The sequence below is a fragment of the Micromonospora psammae genome (assembly GCF_036902725.1).
Classification (GTDB): Bacteria; Actinomycetota; Actinomycetes; order Mycobacteriales; family Micromonosporaceae; genus Micromonospora.
The window spans coordinates 43,865-65,105 of the sequence record NZ_JBAKHM010000002.1 but is presented as its reverse complement, the minus strand read 5'-3'; the positions used below and the strand labels follow the sequence as shown (position 1 = coordinate 65,105).

The window sequence follows — 21,241 nt, the reverse complement described above, 5'->3', positions numbered from 1 at the left end:
GGAATCGGACACACAGGGCGAGTTCCCGCCCCCGCGCCGCGACGGTCCACTACTCTATCGCTCATGAAAACGGTTATCGAAAACGCGAGGGTGGAGCAGCTCCCATGAAGATCGCCTTCGTCGGCAAGGGCGGCAGCGGCAAGACCACCCTCGCCGCCCTCTTCGCCCGTCACCTGGTCCACACCGGCGCGCCGGTGCTGGCCGTGGACGCCGACATCAACCAGCACCTCGCCGTCGCCCTCGGCGCCCCCGCCCACGTCGCGGCCGACCTGCCGCCGCTCGGCGAGCACCTCCCCGACATCAAGGAGTACCTGCGGGGCGACAACCCCCGGATCGGCTCGGCCGCCGAGATGGTCAAGACCACGCCACCCGGGCGGGGCTCCCGGCTACTGCGGATCGACGAGGAGAACCCGGTCTACGCCGCCTGCGTCCGGCAGGTCGGCGGGGTACGGTTGGCGGTCACCGGGGCGTTCACCACCGAGGACCTGGGCGTCGCCTGCTACCACTCGAAGGTGGGCGCGGTGGAACTGCTGCTCAACCACCTGGTCGACGGACCCGGCGAGTACGCGGTGGTGGACATGACCGCGGGCGCCGACTCCTTCGCCTCCGGCCTGTTCACCCGCTTCGACCGCACCTTCCTGGTCTGCGAGCCCACCGTGCGCAGCGTCGGCGTCTACCGCCAGTACGCCGGCTACGCCCGCGACTACGACGTCGCGCTCTCCGTGGTCGGCAACAAGGTCGAGGACGCCACCGACGTGGAGTTCCTCCGCGAACACGTCGGCGAGGACCTGCTCACCTGGATGAGCAGGTCCCGATACATACGCCGGGCCGAACGTGGGACGACGGGCCCGCTCGACGAGCTGGAGCCGGCCAACCGGGCCGTGCTCCAGCAGCTGACCCGGGCGGTGGACGACACCACGCAGGACTGGGCGGCGTTCACCCGGCACGCCCACGAGTTCCACCGACGCAACGCCGCCGCCTGGGCGAACGAACGCGCCGGCACCGACCTGACCACCCAGATCGACCCGGACTTCCAGCTCGGCCCGGCGACGCTCGGCGAGCCGGCGCCCGCCACCGCCTGACCGGGGCGGAAGGCCCGCCCCGACGGCCCCCGCGCCCTGATCGGCAACCACACCGCTCGATACACTGTCGCCCCGCACGGCACCCCCGCCGCCGAGCAGGCGGCCGAGGTTCCGGGTTCGCCACGCGCCTCGCCCGGACCACCGTCGTCGACGGCGAGAGAGGGAGATGACGTGGTCGTACCCGACCGCACCACCGCCACCGACCCCGGCCCGGCAGCGGCCGGCGGCCAGCAGACCGACGATCCGACGGCCCCCTCCCCCGGACCGGCGCCCCGCCGCCGGGCCGGCGACCGGATCGGCTCCGTCGAGGTGCTCGCGGCGCTGCTGGTCCTGCTCATCGTGCTCCGCGAGCCGCTCGCCGGGCTGCTCTCCGCGCCCTCCCTGGCGACCTGGACGACGGTCTTCGTCTCGGTGCTGGTGCAGGCGGTGCCGTTCCTGGTCTTCGGGGTGCTGCTCTCGGCGCTGATCGCGGTCTTCGTACCCCGGTCGTTCTGGGCCCGGGCGCTGCCGCGCCACCCGGCGCTGGCCGTGCCGGTGGCCAGCGCCGCCGGAGTGGTCCTGCCCGGCTGCGAGTGCGGGTCGGTGCCGATCGCCGGCTCCCTCATCCGTCGCGGGGTCACCCCGGCCGCCGCGCTGGCCTTCCTGCTCGCCGCCCCGGCCATCAACCCGATCGTGCTGACCGCCACCGCGGTGGCCTTCCCCGCCAACCCGGAGATGGTGGTCGGCCGGGCGGTCGCCAGCCTCGTCGTCGCCATGGTCATGGGCTGGCTCTGGCTGCGCCTCGGCCGCGCCGACTGGATCCGGCTGCCCCGCCGCCCCGACCTCGACCACTCCTCCCGCGCCCGCGCCTTCTGGGGCGCCGTCCAGCACGACGTGGTGCACGCCGGCGGGTTCCTCGTCGTCGGCGCGATGGCCGCAGCCAGCATCAACGTGCTCGTCCCGGAACGCTGGTTGCAGACCCTGGCCGACCAGCCCGTGCTCTCGGTGCTGGCACTGGCCGTCCTCGCCGTGCTGCTCTCCATCTGCTCCGAGGCGGACGCCTTCGTCGCCGCCTCGCTGTCCCAGTTCTCGCTCACCGCACGGCTGGCGTTCCTGGTCGTCGGGCCGATGGTCGACCTCAAGCTGATCTCCATGCAGACGGGCATCTTCGGCCGCCGGTTCGCCGCCCGGTTCGCGCCCACCACGTTCTGCGTCGCCGTCGGCGTCGCCGCCGTCACCGGGACGGTGCTGCTGTGAACCGCCAGGCCCAGGCGTGCGTCCTGATCCTCCTCGGCGGCGCCGTACTGCGCGCCAGCCTCACCGACCTCCACCTGCGCTACGTCAAGGAGGGGCTGCGCCCCTTCCTGATCGCCGCCAGCCTGGTCCTGATCCTCACCGCCGTGATGACCCTCTGGTACGACCTGCGCCCCGCGCCGCGCGGCACCGCCGACCGGGCCGCCCCCGAGGGCGCCACGCTCGCCGAAGACGACCACGACGGGCACGGGCACCACGGGCTCCAGGTGGCCTGGCTGCTGATCCTGCCGGTGCTCGGGCTCCTGCTGGTCGCGCCGCCCGCGCTCGGCTCGTACGCGGCCGGGCAGGCCGGCACCGCGCTGACCTCGGAGCAGGTCTCCGAGTACCCGCCGATGCCCGACGGCGACCCCGCCGACCTCACGGTGTACGACTACGCCGCCCGCGCGGTGTTCGACAAGGGTCGCTCGATCGGCGACCGTCGGGTCCGGGTCACCGGCTTCACCGTCGCCGGGCCCGACGGGAAGCCCATCCTGGCCCGGATGCGGCTCTCCTGCTGCGCCGCCGACGGCCGCCCGATCAAGATCGGCATGAGCGGCAACGTCCCCGCCCAACTGCCCGACGACAGCTGGATCGAGGTGACCGGCCGCTACACCGATCGGGTCGGACGCGACCCGATCAACGACCTCGAGATCCCATACCTGGAGGTGGAGAACTGGCGCCGGGTCGCCGAACCCCGACAGCCGTACGAGTGAGTCGCGCGCCGCACGACGCGGCAGGGGCCTGCGCGCGCGGCGCGAAGATCCTGCGCTAAGCTGTACCGGCTGTCGCGGGGAAAACGCGCGGGGGCATCGGGACGTGGCGCAGCTTGGTAGCGCACTTGACTGGGGGTCAAGGGGTCGTCGGTTCGAATCCGGCCGTCCCGACGCAGGTGAGGGGCCATCTCGTAAAGCGAGACGGCCCCTTTGTCGTACCTGGGTGACTAACTGAGTGACTACGCCTCAGCGTCGGAGATCCGGTCCATGGCCTACTCGCTGAGCGATGAACTGCCATCGTGCCGACGTGTGCCCGATGCAGCGGTCAACTCCAGCCAACTGCAGCCCCCTGGCAGGACGTGAGTTCACCGCTTCGTCTTTCGCGACCAGTCGCATGGCTGCTCAGCGGGTGAGCAACCCGTCGGCCGGGTCTACGGAAGACACCTTCCAAGCTGACGGTCCGGGCCCTCTCTCGGACGAGGCCGGAGGAATGTACGGTCCATCGCCATGAGCTATGACCTGATCTTCGTGCCCCGAAGCGACGACCTGTCCTGGGATGACGCGTTGGAGGCGGCAGAGGAGGCCGACAGCGACGAGCGTCCAAGCGGCGAGGCTTGGGCACGACTGGTGGCGGCGGCACGGCAGGTGCTCGGCGAGGTTTCCGTCTTCGAGGGGCCCGCAACTACGAGCTGACCCACGAGCCGACTGGCATCCAGGTCAGCTACTACCCAGAAGAGGCTGCGATCACGGTGCCCTACTGGTACCGAGGCGGAGATGCTCGGGCGGTCGTCACGGCGATCTATCAACTCGGCGAAGCCGTCCAGGCAGTCACGGGCCTACCCGGGTACGACCCCCAGCTGGAGCTGCCACTGTCAGATGCCGTCGCGCAGCCGGAGCTTGCCGTCAGGGTCTTCGACGAGGTCGCAGCGTCCTTCGCGAAACGAGGGATCTCCAGTCCCAGCAACGGCTGAGTGACTATCTGGGTGACGACGGGAACGAGCCGTGCTGGACGTCTACGGACGCCAGCGGAAAGGAGTCCGCAGCTAGATCACCCTGGCGACCCGGTCAGCAAGCGGTGTTGGTTGCCTGGGGGTCAAGGGGTGGTCGGTTTGAATTGAAGCGGCTGGTCGGTACTGGTAACCCCGGTGTTGGGCGCGGCCCCTGACCAGCACGCACCGGTGCGGCCGTCCGGCGGAACCGGACGGCCGCACCGAGCGCGGTGGCTGTTACGGGGTGGCGCAGATGGCGTACGACGTGTCGTCCCAGTTGCCGGCGAACGCGTCCTCCTCGAACCCGCCCGCGGTGACGAATGTCGGGGCGGGGGCGGCACCGCCGCTGGGGCGGAAGTCGTCCACGACGACCTCACCGGTCGCCCCGTTCACCTCGAAGCCCGCGCCGGTCAGCACTTTGCCCCCCGGGCAGGTCGTGGTGACGCTGCGGACGTCGGCCGAGCTGTTGGCGCTCACCGCCGAAACGCGGACCAGGCCGGGCAACGGGTTGGCGCAGATGGCGTACGCGGTGACGTCCCAGTTCAGGGTGGTGGCGTCCGCCTCGAAGGCACCGACGTTGACGGAGGTCGGCGCCGTGGCGGAGCCGCCGTTGGGCCGGAGGTCGTCCACGACGGCCTCACCGGTCGCCCCGGTCAGCTCGAAGCCCGTACCGGTCAGCACCTTGCCGGCCGGGCAGGCCGCGGTGACGGTGCGGAAGTCGTTCGAACTGTTGGTGCTCACCGCCGCGACGCGGACCAGGCCGGGCACCGGGTTGGCGCAGATCGCGAACGCGCTCACCGACCAGTCGCCGGCGAAGGCGTCCGCCTCGAACGCGCCCACGGTGACGGCCGTCGGCGCCGTGCCCGGGCCGCCGTTGGGGCGCAGGTCGTCGACGACCGCCTCCCCGGCCGCCCCGTTCAGCTGGTACCCGGTGCCGGTGAGCACCTTGCCGACCGGGCAGGTCGCGGTGACGGTGCGGAAGTCGTTGGAGTTGAGGGCGCTGGTGGCGGAGATCCGCACCAGGCCGGGGACCGCGGCGGAGGCCGGGCTCGCCGGCGCGACCACCGCGGCGGTCACGGCGAGGCCGAGCACGACTACGGACGCTCGCGCGCCGAACCGCCGGGCTTCCTTCTGATCACGCATGTGTTCTCCCGTCTGAGGCCCCGGAGACGGCGCCCGTGGGCTGTCCGGTTCGCAGGAACCGCTGCCGGCACCGGGCCCGTTGGTGATGACGGGTTGACGGTAGGTAGTGGCGTGTCGCGGCGTTATCCGCAAGCTGACTACGTCGCGTAATCGACCGACGACGGAAGATCCCGGCGGCCCCCCGCGCCAGGTATCCCGGGACCGAACCCGGTGCCGATGTACTCCCTTGTCGTCTCCCGGAATGGGTCGCGCCGAGAAGCGGAGATATCCACCATTGTTGGCCGGGCCGGCGGGCATCCCCCGGTCGCAGTGGCCCGGTGGCGCACGCGCCGGCGGTCCTCGGCGGGGACGATCAGGCGGTCATTGCGGCGGAGGCGAGGCGGAGCCGAAACCGGTGTCCAGGTCCGGCTGGTCAGGCATCGGCGGGCGGTCCTGCCCGTCGTGGGCGAGGCGACTGCGACGACGGCCGTAGAGGAAGTAGACGAGGAACCCCAGCGCCATCCAGGCGAAGAACCGCAGCCAGGTCTCGACGGTGAGGAACAGCATCAGCACGGCGCAGGCGACCATGGCGAGCACCGGAATCACCGGCCCCCAGGGAACGCGGAAACCGCGAGGCAGGTCCGGCCGGGTACGGCGCAACAGGAGGACCGCCGCCGCGACGAGGACGAACGCGAACAGGGTACCGATGTTGACCAACTCCGCGAGTTCCGCCAGCGGGATGAACCCGGCGAGCACGGCCACCACCACGCCCACGACGATGGTAATGCGGTGCGGGGTGCCGAACCGCGGATGCACCCGCCCCAACCAGCGCGGCAGCAGCCCGTCACGACTCATGGCGAACGCGACCCGGCTCTGCCCCAGCATGAGGATCATGACCACCGTGGTCAGCCCGGCGAGAGCGCCGACGGTGATCAGGTTGGCGATGAACGGCTGCCCGACAGCCTGGAACGCCGCAGCCAGCGGTGCCTCCGTGTCCAGCTCGGCGTAGTTCTGCATTCCCACCACCACCAGTGAGACGGCGACGTAGAGCGTGGTGCAGATCGCCAGCGAACCGAGGATCCCGCGCGGCACGTCGCGATGCGGCACCCGGGTCTCCTCGGCCGCGGTGGCCACGATGTCGAAGCCGATGAACGCGAAGAACACCAGCGCACCCGCGGCGAAGATGCCGCTGATCCCGAAGTTGGCGGGGGCCTGCCCGAAGACGGCCTCCAGCAGGGTCGCATCGGCGCCTGTACCGCCCGCCGCCGGCTCGGCCGGCGGGACGAACGGCGTGTAGTTGTCGGCCTTGACGAAGAACAGTCCGGCGACGATCACGAAGAGGACCACCGCCACCTTGATCGTGACCACCACGGCGTTCAGCCGTGACGAGATCTTGATGCCGGCGACCAGGACCGCGGTGAGGATCAACACGATCAACGCGGCGGGAAGGTTGAACACGCCGCCCTCGCCCCCCGTGACGGCGGGCGGCAGCGTCAGCCCCAGCGTCTCCAGGAGCAGCGCGAGGTACTGCGACCAGCCCACGGCCACCACCGCAGCGGCGAGGACGAACTCCAGGATGAGGTCCCAGCCGATGATCCACGCGATCAGCTCGCCGAGCGTCGCGTACGAATAGGTGTAGGCGCTGCCGGCGACCGGCACGGTGGACGCGAACTCCGCGTAGCACAGCGCCGCCAGCGCGCACGCGACACCGGCCACGACGAAGGACAGCGCGACCGCCGGCCCGGCAGTCTGGTTCGCGGCCACCCCGGTCAGCACGAAGATACCCGTACCGATGATGACCCCGATGCCGAACACGGTGAGATCCAGGCCGGACAGGTCCTTGCGTAGCCGGTGCTCCGGCTGCTCCGTGTCGCGGATCGACTGCTCGACCGACTTCCTGCGCAAGAGGCTCACGACCAGTCACCTCACCGTCTCGCCGTCCCGATGTTGCCCTCGGCTCACGGACTGACCGGAATCAGGACGAACAAACCTGCCGCGTCGTGCCGGGCGTGCCTTTTTTGCGCGGACCGGGCGGCGAGAGCGGACCCGTCGCCCGGCGCGAACGACGCTCAGTGAGCTGCGGCGCGCCGGGAGGGTCGACCATGATCAGCCGGGGGCCGAGGATGTCGTCCGGCATCCGGGCGGAGCCGGAGCCGGCGTAGGTGAGCAGGCCGACGATGAGGGGCGGTGCGCCGTCGCCGACGATCCGTAGCGCGCCGCCCAGGTCGCTGAGCCGCAGTCCGGACACGCTGCCGACACCCTCGCGCACCCCATCCACCACGACGCCGAGCGTGTACGGCTCACGCAGCGGCGGGCAGGCCCCCACCAGGGCGACGCCCACGCCCGGCCGGGGACGCCAGGAACTCCCGCAACAGCCGGGTCTTGCCGATGCCCGCCTCACCGTCGATCAGGACCACGGCAGGCGGTTGTCCGAGCGCCCCGCCGAGCGCGGCGACCTCCCGGTCCCGCCCGACGAACCGCGGCACGGAAAGCGCTGGAAGGTGACCGGCGTCCAAGTTGTCCCCGTCTAACCAACGCGCGCCCCTTGAGCTGCTCGCGCACCACGCTGCGACCTCGTGCCGACGAGGCGGATGTTCTCACGAGGACGCCGTGGGGCATCGGCCCCATACCGTACTTCAGGTCAAGCGCCGGGTGGGACTTTGACAGCGCCGAAGATCACCCGTCGTGAACGATTCCAGAAACCGGACGGCCTGATGTTGGGTGATGCCTGCGGCATCTACCTGTGTCGTCTGCCCGGTCTCGGCGGTAGCGCCAGCTCGCCCACCAGCAAGAGCGCGTCACCTGCGCGATCCGTCGGCAACTCTCGCCGAGTACCGCAGCGGTGAGCCGATCTCGACGTCCCCCGATCCGCGTAACGGCCTGGTAGGCGAAGCAGAAGCTGAGCAGCAGCGCCGGCCTGTCACAGGCAGATCTGACGGCGGCAGTCCCCGCCGCGATGACCGACATGTTGGGCCGACCCGCCTGTCCGAACCGGTGGGCTGACCGCCCGAGCCGGGCGGACCGCCGACCGATGTTCCGTCCGAGGTCCACGATCCACCCGGGTGAATCCGCCAATCGACGTGCCGGCATGTCGATCGGCGGCACCCGGCCGCCACCCGGGTGGTCGCAACGCCGATAGCCGACTCATCCCTTGCCGCCGCGACCTGCGCTTTCAACAGTGGACACAGAAGTTCCGCGCGTACCGCCCGAGGGCGGGAGGACGCGGACCGCTGGCGGACGTGGCCTTCGTCGGCGCAGGCCGCTGCGGCCCGCCCGGCACCGACTTCGACGAGTTCACCGAGACCGGCGTCCGCTGGTACCAGCGGACGCGCGACCTCACCGACGACGGCGTCGTCGGCCGGCTCACCTGGGCGCAGATGGGCGTCCGGGTCACCTACTGAGGTACGGGAGAGTTCTCATGCGGGTGTCCTTCCGGCCGTCCCGGGACGGCTTCGCCTTCCGCAACGGCTTCACCAACCACATCAAAATCGCCGGCCTGCCAATCACCGAGACCAAGGGCCGGTGCGGCGGAATGGCGTTCGCCGCACTGGACCACTGGCACCAGCGACTGCCAGTGCCCGCCGCCAGTGCCCTACCGCCGGACGGCAACCCGGTCGCCGACTACATCTACGACCGGCTGATCACCAGCATCGTCGACAACTGGTCGATGTACTTCCGGTTCATGGGGACGCCGGACCACCCGACCACTCTGAACGGGATCGGCGTGGCCCGGATGACTCGCGAGGAGCAGTTCCCCAAGCTCAAGCAGCTCCTCGACCAGGGGCTACCGCAGCCGCTGGGCCTGTGCCAGGCCCGCGACCCGGGTGGCTTCGGCAACGACCACCAGGTGGTGGCGTACGGCTACGAGGAGGGTGAGCGGACGCGGATCTTCATCTGGGACAACCGGTACTCCCGCCGGGAGGACGTGCTTGAGTTCAAGACCGCGTACGACCCGGCCGACCGGGTGGTGCGACAGAGCAACGGCGACCAGTGGCGCGGCTTCTTCGTGGAACGGTACGCGCCGCGGCTGCCCTGGTACCTCGCCGGGGGAAAGTTGCTCAGCGACCGCTCCGACCCCCGGATCTATCTGGTGCACGGCGGGGCGAAGTTCTGGGTGACCAGCCCGCAGGAGTTCGACCGGCTGGGGTTGCACTGGAACGAGGTGGTGGAGCTGCCGGACCGGTCGACGTCGTACGTCGCCGACGCACCCGGGGACCGCGTCCTGCTTCGAGAGATCGACCGCGCGGAGGTGTACGTCACCTACGGCGGACACGGCTTCCACATCCCCGACCCCGACACCCTGGTCCGCCTCGGGTTCAGCTGGTCCGACGTCCGGGTGCTGCCGCGTGACTCGCTGCGGGCGCTGCGCCCGCTGCCGGTCGACGGCACCCTGCTGCGCGAGGAGCACCGGGATCCGGTCTACCTCGTGGTCGACGGGGTGCTGCGGCACGTGCCGGACCCCGTCACGTTCACCGCGCTCGGGCTGCGCTGGGACCGGGTCGGGGTGGTGCCGGGCGGCTCCCTGGCCGCCCTGCCGAAGGGTGACCCGCTGCCCGCCTCCCGCCTGCCGGCCTGGTCCGAGCGGTCGGCGGGGCAGCTCATCACCCGCGACCACGACGCGGTCGACTACCGGATCGAGGCCGGGGTGAAGCCGGCGGACCAGGTGGAGTTCGTGCTGAACCTGGGCACCGGCCTGACCTGGCGCAAGGAGCTGGGCCTGCACGCGAAGGACGGGAACTGGACCATTGCGGTGCAGGACAGCAAACGTACCGGCGCCAACCGCCTCTACCGCTACCAACTTCCCGAGGGGCAGCTCCGGCTGCGCAAGGCCAAGCTGTTCGGCGCGGTCACCGGCGTGCTGGAGCTGAACGACCTGGACCGCCTACCCGCCGGCGCCCGGGTCACCTTCACCTGGGTACGGGACTGAGCCCGGTCAGCTCCGCTCAGGGTTCTGCCCATGGACGTTGGTGACACGGTCGATCTGGATCAGCGTGCCGTGGCATCGCGTACGCCAGCTTGCGGACTCGGGCCATGGCGATAGCGAAGGTCGTCCGCGTCGGCGGCGAGGCGGGGAGGTGGCTCAGGGTTCGACGGCACAGCGCAATCGTGACGGGATGAGGCAGCACGACAAGGCTCCCGGTCGGGGCATCGGATCTTGGCCGATTCATGTCTTACCTGGAGCCTCGCCCTCAGGTCACACGATGGACACCATGCCGGTGTGGTCGCTGCGGTCCCCAGCCGGCGGACGAGCTGCACCGCCCGGACGGTGGCTACGCTGGCGAGATCGCCTGGCTGATGCGGGTCACGGACGCCTATGCCCGGTCAACCGTGGCGACCCGGACGCTCGTCGCGGCCCGGCTCACAGACGCCAGGACTCCCCGGACCCAGGGTTGGAGATGCGCAACGATGAGAGACCGCTACGCCAACCTGACCCGTACCCGCGCCCTGGACCCCGAGCGCGACTACCTGGCCATCTACCAGACCATGCTGCGCTACGAGTTCCCCTGGGACATGAAACTCGGGCTGAACCTCGCCTTCAACCGATCCTTCTCCATCCCCGCCATCGCCGCGGTGCACACCGCCACCGGTGAGCTGACCGAACGCACCCAGAAGCGCCTCGACGACACCGGCCTGCTGATGTACGAGATGGTGCTCAACGGGTTCGACCAGCCACGCGGCCGGGACGCGCTGCGGCGCGTCAACCAGATCCACCGCCCGTACGACATCCGCAACGACGACTACCTCTACGTCCTCGGCTGCCTGGTGGTGATCCCGACCCGGTGGCTGCAGCAGTACGGCTGGCGCCGACCCTGCTGCCACGAGCGACAGGCCACCTACCTCTTCTATCGGGAGCTGGGCCGGCGGATGGGCATCACGGACATCCCCGGCTCCTATGCGGAGTTCGAGACCTGGTTCGACGCCTACGATGACACCCACCTGCAGCCCAACGATGACGCGGCCGCCATCGAACGGGCCAGCCGCATGCTGATGCTCACCCGCATCCCCAAGCCCCTCGCCCCGCTGGGCAACGCGCTGGTCAGCGCCATGTACGACGCGCCGCTCCGGCGCGCGACGCGAGTCCGTACGCCCGCCTGGCCCGTCCGGGCAGGCCTGCACCTGACGTTGAAGATGCGCTCGCGGCTTCAGCGGTGGTTCGGAACGCCACGGACCACTGCCTTGTTCGCCGACGGGATCAAAACCAAGAGCTACCCCGACGGGTACGAAATCAGCCAGCTCGGTCCGCAGCACGACCGCGTCCCCAACCGGGTGTCCGAGTAGCACGCGGGCACTTGTGGTCGATCGGCTGGTGGCGGTGTCGCGGCGTCGAAGTGGCCGCGTTCCACGGTGGCTTGGTAGCGGTGTCGCCAGAGTGACCCGCGGACAGCCGCTGCCGGATCGACGGCCGACCGATGTGGTGAAGTGGTGACCTACTTTCCAGGGCAGTGACGCCAAGCCCCGTGCGCGGCGTGGGGCTGGCGACAGCCAGGGAGGCGGCGACATGTCCAACGCGCAGTTGTACGACACCATCGGAGCCACTTACACCGTGACGCGGCGCACCGAGCCGCGGATCGCCGCAAGGGTCTGGGCTGCGCTCGGTGATGCGCGGACGGTACTGAATGTCGGGGCTGGCACCGGCTCCTACGAGCCCGCCGACCGTGACGTCACCGCGGTGGAACCGTCGGCGCTCATGCGTGCGCAGCGCCCCGCAGGCGCAGCGCCGTGCGTGGCTGCCGCCGCGGAGAACCTTCCGTTCGAGGACCAGTCCTTCGACGCAGCGATGGCTTTTGCCACCATCCATCACTGGCAGGACCCGATCGCGGGCCTGCGCGAGATGCGGCGCGTTGCCCGCCGCGTGGTGGTGTTCACGTACGACAACACTGACACCGGATGGCTTCGTCGCTTCTGGCTCACTCGCGACTACCTTCCGGAATTCGCGGACCTCCTCGTCGGCCGGCCTTCGCTGACCGAGCTGGCCAGCGCGATCGGAGCCCGCGTGGAGCCGGTGCCCATCCCGTGGGACTGCGTTGACGGCTTCTTCGAAGCCTACTGGCGCCGGCCCGAGGCATACCTGGACGAGAACGTCCGCCGCGGGATATCGGTCTGGGCCAGAGTCGGGCCGGACGCCGAGCAGAGGGCGGTGCACAGCCTCCGCGATGACCTCGCCTCAGGTCGGTGGGCGGATCGCAACCGCGACCTCGTCGATCTCGAGGCAGCAGACCTTGGCCTTTGCCTGCTCATCGCCTGAACCCGCCACATCCGGGTAAGACTTCGCTGCCCGAAGCCATGGGCGGTCCAGGCATCACTCGCATCGGCCAAGGGGTTAGCTTCGAACCCCGCCGCCGTCGTCACGTGTTCAGCAATGTCCACGCAAGGCGGTCATCTAGCGTACGCCGTCAAGCGCTTTTCGATGCGCTACTCTCCCGGGTTCACGATTGAAGGTAGGCGATGACGGCGAGGACTCGCCGGTGTGTCTCCCGGTCGTGCAGGAGGCCGAGCTTGCCGAAGATGGCGGCGAGGTGTCCGTGCTCGGGGTGGACCCGGCGCGGGTCGGCCGGTTCGGCCGGGCCGCCCGGGACTGGCGATCCGGCATCGGCATCGTGCTCCAGGAGGCCACCGACCTCGGCGAGTTGACCGTGGGCGAGACGGTCCGGCACTTCGCCGGTGACCACCGCGATGACCGCGGGCCTCCTGCCGTCCTGACTGAGCAGGCAGCCGCGAAGCCGGGCCGACCGGAGGCTCGATGCTGGCCTGGCCTAGCTGGGCCAGGCGTCCCTGACGAAGACGATCCCGTCGTTCCCAACCAGGTGCGCCGGGTCCAGCGGGGAGTAGCCGTACCAGGGGGAGACGCGGGGGGCGGGCGCAGCGTCGGCGAGCGCTGCGGCCAGCCGGCGGGCGTCGACCAGGCAACGCTGCTGTTCGAGCGCGTACAGCAGCCCCTCGACGGTGTCCGGGGGCGGGGCGTCCACACCGTGGTGGCGGATCGTGCCGAGGGCCGTGGCCAGGAAGGCGTATCCCTGGCCCAGGTGGGCGCTCACGATCGCGCCGGCGCTCCACCATTCCAACGGCAGGCCGCCCATCCGCATACTGCTCTTGTCCCGCTGCAGATGGCTGTTGTGGGCGTTCACCAGCGTCGGGCCCCGCTCGGCGAGGGCGAGCAGGTTGGCGGCCATCATCGAATCCCGCAGCGCGCAGAGCCGCGCGATGCGGTTCGGTGACGTGTCGGCCATCCAGAAGTGGTACCGCAGCAGCCCGGTGGCGGTACGTCCGTACAGGCGTGCCCGGTCCCAGTCGTCCGGCGAGGACGCCGCGAGCAGGTGTGGCGTCTGCGCGTCGAGCAGCGCCACCAGGTCGTCGGCGAGCAGCCGCAGCTGGTTGGCCGCGGGCGTCTGCCCCACGGACTGCGACGGGTCCCTCATCGCGGCGGGATTGGTCCACCGGTCGTCGGCGCCGAGCAGGCGGTCGAGCGTTTCCGCGGTGCAGGGAAGCAGGTCGGCGTCGACCCAGGCGGTGAGGTAGGCGTGGAGTGCGGTGATGGCCTGCCGAGGGCTCGCCGCCCCGGTGATCTCCAGCGGGCCGTCGAAACCGGCGAAGCGGACCTGCTCCGACGCCGGCCGGCCGTCGTTGTACGCGCGCATCCAGCGCACCAGCTCGCGGTTGCCCGCGAAGGCGCCCCACCCGTGGCTGAAGCCGCGCTCCATGACCTCGTCGAGGACGCCGGTGCCCGAGGTGACGTGTTCGTCCACGACCAGGCCCATCATGCAGTCACTCTCGATGGCGATCGTCCGGTAGCCCTCCTGCTCGACGAGTTGCCGGAAGAGATCGTTTCGCAGCTCGAGCAGCACGTCCTCGCCATGGGTGGGCTCGCCCAGGGCGAGCAGCCGCGGCCTGCCCGGGAGCAACCCCATGACGGCAGCAGCGTCGACGACATGGGTGGCGCCTGTGATACCAGCAGTCATGCCCTCAACGGTATCGTTGAACCAACGGTGGAAACTTCTCGTCGGAATCGGCAGGGCAGTGCGGCGAAACCTTCAAACCGGCGGACAACTCAGGCCGGTTGACCTGGCGCGAGCGTACGGTCTTTCCACGCAGGCGATCCGCAACTACGAGGCGGCCGGGATCCTGCCGGCCGCTGAACGCACCGCACATGGCTACCGCACCTACACCCCGCGGCACGCGCAAGCCCTGCGCGCGTTCCTCGCTCTCGTGCCCGGACACGGCCACCAGACGGCCACGGCGATCATGCAGGCGATCAACCGGGACGCCACCGCGGACGCGCTCCGACTCATCGACGAAAGTCACGCCCAGCTGCTCGACGACCGCCGCACCCTCCAGGCCGTCGAAGCCGCGCTCCGCGACCTCGAACCCGTACCGCCGGAACGCGGGGCGATGTTCGTCGGCGCCCTGGCCAGAAGGCTCGGCATCCGCCCGGCCACCCTGCGCAAATGGGAACGCGCTGGCCTGGTCCAGCCGCGCCGCGACCCGCAGACGGGCTACCGGGTCTACAGCGCCGCCGACGTACGCGACGCTCTGCTGGCCCACCAGCTCAGACGGGGCGGCTATCGGCTCGAACAGGTCGCCCCGCTGATCGCCCAGGTCCGTTCCGCCGGAGGTGTCGCACCGCTGGAATCGACGCTGCGCGACTGGCATGCCCGCCTCTCGGCGCGAAGCCGCGCCATGCTCACCGGCGCCGCCGCGCTGGACGCCTACCTCGACGGCCTACCGACCCCGCCCCGAGACAGACCGAGCGACCACGCCACCGCACCGCCAACCACGGACCCGATTCAGCCACCCGGCCACTCCCCCTGATCGTCCTCGCCAACGACCAGGCGAGATGACCGGTGCGGCGGTTCCACCGCCGCCCGTCCTGTGGCATCGTGCCCGGATGATCGACAGTCGCGCGGCGTTGGCGGCCGTGGTCCGCCACGCCGTGGAGCTCGAGGACGACTACGACGACATCGCGCCAACCCTGAGCGCGCTCGCGGCGTGTGGTGACAGCAGCTTGGTACCCCGGCTGCACGAGGCCCTCGAGGTGTTCCTCGACGAGGAGAACTTCTACGGTCGCGACCTGATCGCCAGCGTCCTGGCCGGAGTCCAGGGTGTGGCGGCGCTTCCGGTGCTGCTGCGCGCCGCGGCCCGCGATCTCGGCGATGACCAGGACAGCCTGCAAGCTGAGATCATCGAGCTGCTGCACGCCGACCGGGCGGCTGGCCGGCGCGCGGTGCTGGAGTGCGCCACGGGTGATCGGCCCGAGCTGCGCCGGGTGGGGCTGTGGGCGCTGGGGTGCGTGGTCGAGGCAGGGGATGTCGAGCTGCTGGCCGCAGCCGCGGCTGACGTCGACCCGGAGGTCAGGTCCAGGGCGATCGGCGCGATTCCTGACCCAGCCGGCGACGACCAGGCATTTGGTGTGCTTGTCCAGGCGCTGCGTGACTTCGACGAGAAGGTGCGGGTGGCGGCGGTCAGCCGGCTCGGCCACACCGGCCGGGCTGACGCGGTCGCGTCGCTCGTCGCCCTGTCCGCCGACCCGGCGCCCCGGGTACGGTCCATGGTCGCCTACGCGCTGGGGCGGCTCGGCCACGCCGAGGCGACCCCGGCCCTGCTGCGGCTGCTCCACGACCCCGAACGACAGGTCCGTGCCAACGCCGGAGAAGCCCTCGGCTCCGTCGGTGGACCGGCGGCGGTCGACGCGCTGATCGCGCTGGCCGTCGACGATGACCCTCAGCTGCGAGTGCAGGCCGCCAAGGCGCTCCCGAAGGCGGCGGACTCGGATCCGCGCGTGACGCCGCGGCTCACGGTGCTGGCGGCAGACGACGAGGCGACGGTACGAGCGGCCACCGTCAGCGGGATCGCCGGCGCCGGTGGCAGGCCAGGGCACTGGGAGCAGCTCCTGGTCGAGCTGGCTGACGATCCGGACCCGACCGTCCGTCAACGAGTCGCCGTGGTGGCGCGACACCTCGGGCCCGACACTGCCGCGGGCATCCTGCACCGGTACACCCACGACCCCGACCAGACCCTGCGTCGGCTCGCCGCCACCGAACTGGCCCGACTGACCGACCCCACCGTCCGCTGAGCCAGCCAACCACCGGTCGGCGGCCCCCGGCTGGATCGCGGTAGCCGCTGGTCGAGCCCACTACGACACATCGCCGACGGGGCCGGCCGCCCGCCGTACCCTGGCAGGCGTGCTGCCGATAGTGCTTGACGGGTACTTCCGGCCGTTCGCCTACCACGTGGGCCACTCGCGCCTGGTCATCCGTTCCTGGGCGGGCAGGGACGACGAGGAAGACGTGGCGGTGTACTTCCGCGGCGTTCTGGCCGTTCAGCTCCGCTCCTCGTACCGGCCGCTGGTCCTGGACCACGCCGGGCCGGCACAGCGCGCGGCGATGATCTCCTTTGCGCAGGTGCCGGCACGCCATCAGGACCGGCTGCTCCACCTCGCGGTCTCGTCCGGCTCGACACCCGGTTACGTGCTCTGCTCCTCGGCCAGTGTCGTCGCCATCGACAGGCGGATCACTGCCGGGCGGTTCCCACTCGAGCCGCCCGACGGATCTCGTCGCCTGCACCAGCTCCGGCCCGCCACCACCACCCCGGTCGGTCCGGAGCGGAACGAATGACCAGGTGACAACAACAGCCCTGGACAGCGGCAGTTGTCTGGGGAGTCGTCTCGGCGAGATCGCCCAGACCCGGTGCCGCAGCTACCGGGTGCGCAGCGGTACGACGGCGCTGCACAGGATCAGCACGGTCGCGGCGGCGAAGGTGGCTCCGGTTCCGACGCCGTCGACCAGCACGCCGCCGGCGAGGGAGCCTGCGGCGATGCTGATCTGCGAGGCGCTGACCAGGATCGCCATCCCGCCCTCGGGCCCGTCGGTGGCGGCCCGCGCCATCCAGGTCTGCAGGATGAGCGGCACCGCGCCGAAGGCCAGGCCCCAGAGGACGACCAGCGCGCTGACGAGCGGCGCGACGCCGGCCAGGGGGGCGAGCAGGGCGACAGCGAACGCCAGCGGGACGGTCGCGGCGACGAACGACCGTCGTACGCCCCGGCCGAGGGCCGCGCCGGCGACGAAGTTGCCGACCAGCCCGCCGAGGCCGTACCCGAGCAGCGTCACGGTGATCGCCGGGTATCCGAAGTGCGCGTCTCCTGAAGAAAGGGGGTGATGTAGGTGTAGCTGGCGAAGTGGCCGAGGAAGACCAGCACGGTGGCGAGCGCGACCCGGCGGACGCCGGAACGGCGGGCAGCCGCGGTCAGGGCCGCCATGCCCACGCTGGCGCTGGGTGGGAGGGCGGGCAGCAGCGCCACGAGCGAGACCAGTGCGAGCAGGGCGGCGAGGGCCGCACCGAGGAATCCGACCCGCCAGCCGACGAGGTGCCCGATCAGCGCGCCCAGCGGCAGGCTGATCACGGTGGCGGCCGAGATGCCAGCCGTGATCACCGAGGACGCCCGGTCGACGGTGTCGGCGGGCACCAGGCGGACCGCGATCCCGATGCCGAGCGCCCAGAAGCCGCCCACTGCCACACCGAGCAGGATGCGGGCGAACAGCAGGACTTCCAGGTTGGGCGCGACGGCGACCAGCGCGTTGGAGGCGGCCAGGAGGCCGCTCAGAATGATCAGGACGTGCCGCCGGTCCCGCCGCCCCGCGGCGATGGTGACGAGCGGAGCGGTGACCGCGGCGATCAGGCCCGGCGTGACGATCATCAGTCCGGCGGTGCCGGTGGAGATGCCGACACCCGCACTGATCTGGGGAAGCAGGCCGATCGGCAGGAACTCCGACAGGACGAGCAGGAAACAGAGCACCGCGACGGAGGTCACCGCCGGCCAGCCGCCGCTCGGCGTCGTGGACGTCGCTCGGGGCGTACTCGAAGGGGCTGGTGCGGCCGGGCCGGCTGGTCTCATCTCTGGTCTCTCTCGGGAGGGTCGGGATCGCGTCCGAGCCGGTTCGCGGCCGCGTGCGGCCCGCGAACTCGACTCCGCGTCACTTCGGCATGGCAGGGCTGCCCCGGCACGGCGTGGCACCGGCGGTGACCGGGTCGAACCTGCTCGGTGTCGAACCGGCCGCCGTGGTCCTGACCGCCGTTGGCGGCGGGGTGCGGCCTTGCTGGCGTCGCGGGCCAGCAGGGAGCGGACATGTGGCGGCGAGGTGACCGTCCGGCCCCCTCGCCTAATTCAGTACCGATTGGTACAGGAGTTCAGCGTAGCGGGGCCCGAGGTGGATCCCAAATTCTGTACCGGCCGGTAGCGGCGGGGAGCGCCAGGCCCGGGGCACGGATGTCGTTGCCGGCCAGTGGTGGGCCCGGCGTCCACCAGCACTCGGGCCGCACCCCTGATCCCCGGTTTGTCGGTCACCCGCGGACCCGCTAGCATCGGATTACGTACCAGTCGGTACAGATTAAGGACCGCTCCGACCTGCCCTGGCGCAAAGCCGTCACTCGGGCAGTCCGCCGAGGGCACCGGCCAGGGGCCACTGACGGCCGGTGCGGGAACTGCCGCCCATCAAGAGAAGGACATCGACATGATGAACGCGCGTGAGCTGCTGTTGGCGTACACGGGGAACGTTTCGGACCCGGACGCGGCAGCGGAGTTGTTCGCCGAGGACGGCGCGATCGAGCTGCCCTATCTGGAGTCGCTCGGCGGGGGCTGGCGCTTCGAGGGGCGCGAGGGAGTTCGGCAGCTGCTGGTCGGCCTGCTGCAGACGGTGCCGACCTTCGGCTTCGACGAGGTGAAGATCCTCATCGAGACCCCGGACCAGGTCTTCGGCGAGTGGTCGGTGGAACGGACCACCGCGACGGGACGCCCCTTCAGCCAGCTGTACATGGGCCGCCTGGTCGCCGAGAACGGCAAGATCAAGCTGCTCCGTGAGTCGCTCGACCAGGTCCGTGCCGCCCGAGCCATGTTCCCCAACGGCGTCGCCGACATCCCCGCCTGACGGACGGCCTCGACACCATGACGATTCCGCTGGAACAGCGGCGTGCGCAGATCGGAGAAGTCCGTCGCCGCGGCGTGTGCCCCGCGCCCCGGCATGGGGCTCCCGCCGCCGGAACGCCGCTCGACTGGACGGCCGGGTTCGCACCGCGAACCCGGCCGTCGTCCGGCACGCCGTGGCTGTCGCAACCCGTCGCCGTGCTCACGGCGATCGGGGAGCTGACCGCCTACCTGCTGGGCCGCCGCTGGTGCGGTGGGTTGGCGACGCGGGACGCTTCAACGGTTCTGCCGTTCGATGCTGCGCCGGAGGAGGCCACGGACGCCCGGGAGGGTGATGGCCCGGATGGTGATGTCGTTCATCCACACGTGGAAACGGCTCGGCGGCGCGTACTGGTACATTCCCCGGCGCGCGAGTGCCTGCCGCTTGACCGCCTCTGGCCGCAGGCCGGCTTCCCAATCGGCCAGAGCCGCCGGGATGTCGTGATCGTGCCGCTGAAGGGCGGCGCCGAGCTGGTCGGCGCCCGCGAGCGCCAGAGCAGCACCGTGCCCGGCGAAGACCGTGACGCACCAGGCGGCATCTCCTAGGAGCACGATGCGACCGGTGCTCCATCGTGGCATGACCACCTGGCTGACTCTGTCGAAGTAGGCGCTGGTCGGGTCCTTCTCCAGGTGGCGGAGCGCCTCCGGCACGCCGGCGGCGAGATCTTGGAACGCTGCGCCGAGCGCATCCACCGGACCGCGTCTCAACTCGGAGCGCGGATCTTCGCACCGGTACGTGAAGAACGCCGAGGACCGTTGCGGACCCAGGTTGAGAATCGCTGCTGTGCGCCCCGGACCGATGAAAGTCGTGGCGGATGACTCGGGCAGGACCGCCGCGAGATCGCCGAGCGGGACCGCCGCGACGATGTACGGCAGGTCCACCCGGAGATCAGGACCGAACACCGCCGTCCGCGTCGCCGAGTGCACCCCGTCGGCGCCGACCAGCAGATCGGCTTCCTCGGTGGTGCCGTCGCTGAGCACCACCCTGACCCGGTCGGCGTCCTGGTCGACGGACGAGACCGTGGTGCCGAAGCGGAACTCGGTGCGATCACCTACCGCTTCGTACAGTGCAGCCTCCAGATCCCCCCGGAACACCGACATGCTGCGGGCGCCGAGCGCGGCCTCGGCGATGGCGGACGGCACGGTGAACTTCGGCCGACCGTCCGCCCGGACCAGCACCGTGGTGAACACGCCCAACGCGCGGTCGGACAACACCGGCAGGAGGGCGAGCCGCTCGGCGGCGTCGTAACCCGATCCGAGCAGGTTCACCAGATAGCCGCTGCTTCGCCGGGCCGAGGCCCGCTCCACCACGAGCGTGTGCCACCCGTCCCGTCCAAGGCGAAGGGCGGTGGCCAAACCAGCGATGCCGGCGCCGACGATCACAGCTCGTTTCATTCGCACTCCCCAAGGGCGGTATGAGCATCTGCTCAAACACTATGAGCGTTTGCTCATAGTCGCGCAACAGCAGACTTGAGCAGCCGCATAGGATCTGTGCATGCCACGCGGAGTTGCCATCCCCGAACCTCGGCAGCAGCTCTTCGCCGCCGTGGAGCGCGTGATCGCGGCCACCGGACCCAGCCGGCTCACCAGCCGAGCCGTGACGGCTGAGGCCGGTGTCGCCACCGGGCTGCTCTTCGCACACTTCGCGACCTTCGACGACTTCCTTGTCGGGTACGCGGTCGACCGCAGCTTCCAGCTCGCGAGCACGGTGGCTGGCCTGCCGGCACGCGCCGGCACCGGCACGGTCGCCGGAAATCTCAGCGAAGCCGTCCTGGCGACACCACTGGGCACGCTGTCGGCGACGACCCGGCTGATGGCGTGCCGACCCGAGCTGGCAGCAGACGTCGAGGCGGTCCTGGGCAACGGGACTGCCGGACTGCGGACGCTGGAAAGCGCAGTCGCCGGGTATCTGGCTGCCGAGCGACACCTCGGGCGGGTCCCCGAAGACGCCGACACCGAAGCGCTGGCCTTGACGGTCGCCAGCGTGCTGCACCACGTCGCACTCACCGATGGAACCAGTCCGATGGCGCACCCGCGCATTCGCCGCGCACTGGCCGCGTTGACCAACGACTTCCCGGCCGTCGCCCCCTGATCCGAGTCCCCGCCAGGCAG

The 21,241-nt window shown here is 70.7% G+C and carries 21 protein-coding genes, 1 tRNA gene and 1 pseudogene; 14 read left to right on the top strand and 9 right to left on the bottom strand.

The genetic code is table 11. The features are described from left to right. Positions 1-104 precede the first annotated feature (104 nt). The 5 genes from V6U79_RS03550 (at position 105) to V6U79_RS03530 (ending at position 3,760) form a co-directional block, all read left to right on the top strand. On the top strand, positions 105-1,082 hold the full coding sequence (locus V6U79_RS03550; RefSeq protein ID WP_334613452.1) for an ATP-binding protein: 978 nt from the start codon (positions 105-107) through the stop codon (positions 1,080-1,082). A 294-nt stretch (positions 1,083-1,376) separates the two neighbouring features. Then, positions 1,377-2,318: a permease gene (locus V6U79_RS03545; RefSeq protein ID WP_334530037.1), complete on the top strand. Its 942-nt coding sequence runs from the start codon at positions 1,377-1,379 to the stop codon at positions 2,316-2,318. Continuing rightward, positions 2,315-3,067 carry a TIGR03943 family putative permease subunit gene (locus tag V6U79_RS03540; RefSeq protein ID WP_334613451.1) on the top strand — a complete coding sequence of 251 codons (753 nt, stop codon included), beginning with the start codon at positions 2,315-2,317 and terminating at the stop codon, positions 3,065-3,067. The genes V6U79_RS03545 and V6U79_RS03540 overlap by 4 nt, the downstream gene beginning before the upstream one ends. 97 nt (positions 3,068-3,164) lie before the next feature. After that, positions 3,165-3,238, top strand: a tRNA-Pro gene (locus V6U79_RS03535). Between the two features lie 336 nt (positions 3,239-3,574). Beyond that, complete coding sequence (locus V6U79_RS03530) at positions 3,575-3,760, top strand: hypothetical protein (protein WP_334613450.1); 186 nt, start codon at positions 3,575-3,577, stop codon at positions 3,758-3,760. 533 nt (positions 3,761-4,293) lie between these two features. Here the strand turns inward: V6U79_RS03530 and V6U79_RS03525 are convergent. From V6U79_RS03525 to V6U79_RS03510, 4 genes are all read right to left on the bottom strand, one after another. Beyond that, a complete protein-coding gene (locus tag V6U79_RS03525) occupies positions 4,294-5,199 on the bottom strand; it encodes a hypothetical protein (RefSeq protein WP_334530025.1) in 906 nt (301 codons plus the stop codon). 360 nt (positions 5,200-5,559) lie between these two features. Beyond that, positions 5,560-7,092: an amino acid permease gene (locus tag V6U79_RS03520; RefSeq protein ID WP_334530028.1), complete on the bottom strand. Its 1,533-nt coding sequence runs from the start codon at positions 7,090-7,092 to the stop codon at positions 5,560-5,562. Positions 7,093-7,153: 61 nt separating this feature from the next. Next, positions 7,154-7,519 (bottom strand): hypothetical protein, encoded by a 366-nt coding sequence (locus V6U79_RS03515; protein ID WP_334613447.1) that lies wholly within the window; start codon positions 7,517-7,519, stop codon positions 7,154-7,156. After that, positions 7,479-7,664 (bottom strand): ATP-binding protein, encoded by a 186-nt coding sequence (locus V6U79_RS03510; protein WP_334613446.1) that lies wholly within the window; start codon positions 7,662-7,664, stop codon positions 7,479-7,481. The genes V6U79_RS03515 and V6U79_RS03510 overlap by 41 nt, the downstream gene beginning before the upstream one ends. 753 nt (positions 7,665-8,417) lie before the next feature. Here V6U79_RS03510 and V6U79_RS03505 point away from each other — a divergent pair. The 4 genes and pseudogenes from V6U79_RS03505 to V6U79_RS03490 all read left to right on the top strand — a co-directional run. Next, on the top strand, positions 8,418-8,579 hold the full coding sequence (locus V6U79_RS03505; protein WP_334613445.1) for a peptidoglycan-binding domain-containing protein: 162 nt from the start codon (positions 8,418-8,420) through the stop codon (positions 8,577-8,579). 17 nt (positions 8,580-8,596) lie between these two features. Further along, complete coding sequence (locus V6U79_RS03500; protein WP_334530040.1) at positions 8,597-10,105, top strand: hypothetical protein; 1,509 nt, start codon at positions 8,597-8,599, stop codon at positions 10,103-10,105. 479 nt (positions 10,106-10,584) lie between these two features. Beyond that, positions 10,585-11,457, top strand: coding sequence for an oxygenase MpaB family protein (locus V6U79_RS03495; protein WP_334613443.1), 873 nt, complete (start codon positions 10,585-10,587; stop codon positions 11,455-11,457). A 229-nt stretch (positions 11,458-11,686) separates the two neighbouring features. Beyond that, a pseudogene (locus V6U79_RS03490) lies at positions 11,687-12,424 on the top strand (class I SAM-dependent methyltransferase); the annotation flags it as partial. Between the two features lie 181 nt (positions 12,425-12,605). On the opposite strand, the gene V6U79_RS29740 reads toward V6U79_RS03490, so the two are convergent. After that, complete coding sequence (locus V6U79_RS29740; RefSeq protein ID WP_442933741.1) at positions 12,606-12,848, bottom strand: hypothetical protein; 243 nt, start codon at positions 12,846-12,848, stop codon at positions 12,606-12,608. A gap of 84 nt (positions 12,849-12,932) precedes the next feature. Beyond that, positions 12,933-14,135 carry an erythromycin esterase family protein gene (locus V6U79_RS03480; protein WP_334613442.1) on the bottom strand — a complete coding sequence of 401 codons (1,203 nt, stop codon included), beginning with the start codon at positions 14,133-14,135 and terminating at the stop codon, positions 12,933-12,935. On the opposite strand from V6U79_RS03480, the gene V6U79_RS03475 reads away from it, so the two are divergent. The 3 genes from V6U79_RS03475 (at position 14,134) to V6U79_RS03465 (ending at position 16,787) form a co-directional block, all read left to right on the top strand. Further along, positions 14,134-14,985, top strand: coding sequence for a TioE family transcriptional regulator (locus V6U79_RS03475; RefSeq protein WP_334613441.1), 852 nt, complete (start codon positions 14,134-14,136; stop codon positions 14,983-14,985). The two genes, V6U79_RS03480 and V6U79_RS03475, sit on opposite strands and share 2 nt — an antisense overlap. A 76-nt stretch (positions 14,986-15,061) precedes the next feature. Further along, the gene (locus V6U79_RS03470; protein ID WP_334613440.1) at positions 15,062-16,246 is read left to right on the top strand and encodes a HEAT repeat domain-containing protein; all 1,185 of its coding nucleotides are present in this window, start codon (positions 15,062-15,064) and stop codon (positions 16,244-16,246) included. Positions 16,247-16,355: 109 nt separating this feature from the next. Further along, positions 16,356-16,787 carry a hypothetical protein gene (locus V6U79_RS03465; RefSeq protein ID WP_334613439.1) on the top strand — a complete coding sequence of 144 codons (432 nt, stop codon included), beginning with the start codon at positions 16,356-16,358 and terminating at the stop codon, positions 16,785-16,787. An 81-nt stretch (positions 16,788-16,868) separates the two neighbouring features. Here V6U79_RS03465 and V6U79_RS03460 read toward each other — a convergent pair whose 3' ends face one another. Continuing rightward, complete coding sequence (locus V6U79_RS03460) at positions 16,869-17,279, bottom strand: MFS transporter (protein ID WP_334613438.1); 411 nt, start codon at positions 17,277-17,279, stop codon at positions 16,869-16,871. Further along, positions 17,276-17,980: an MFS transporter gene (locus V6U79_RS03455; protein WP_334613437.1), complete on the bottom strand. Its 705-nt coding sequence runs from the start codon at positions 17,978-17,980 to the stop codon at positions 17,276-17,278. The genes V6U79_RS03460 and V6U79_RS03455 overlap by 4 nt, the downstream gene beginning before the upstream one ends. A 700-nt stretch (positions 17,981-18,680) precedes the next feature. On the opposite strand from V6U79_RS03455, the gene V6U79_RS03450 reads away from it, so the two are divergent. Next, positions 18,681-19,094, top strand: coding sequence for a nuclear transport factor 2 family protein (locus V6U79_RS03450; protein ID WP_334613436.1), 414 nt, complete (start codon positions 18,681-18,683; stop codon positions 19,092-19,094). A gap of 272 nt (positions 19,095-19,366) precedes the next feature. On the opposite strand, the gene V6U79_RS03445 is transcribed toward V6U79_RS03450, so the two are convergent. Continuing rightward, the gene (locus tag V6U79_RS03445; protein ID WP_334530077.1) at positions 19,367-20,524 is read right to left on the bottom strand and encodes an FAD-dependent oxidoreductase; all 1,158 of its coding nucleotides are present in this window, start codon (positions 20,522-20,524) and stop codon (positions 19,367-19,369) included. A gap of 151 nt (positions 20,525-20,675) precedes the next feature. Here V6U79_RS03445 and V6U79_RS03440 point away from each other — a divergent pair, with 151 nt between their 5' ends. Further along, entirely contained in the window at positions 20,676-21,221 is a 546-nt protein-coding gene (locus V6U79_RS03440; RefSeq protein ID WP_334613434.1) for a TetR family transcriptional regulator, read from the top strand. The last annotated feature ends 20 nt before the right edge of the window (positions 21,222-21,241 follow it).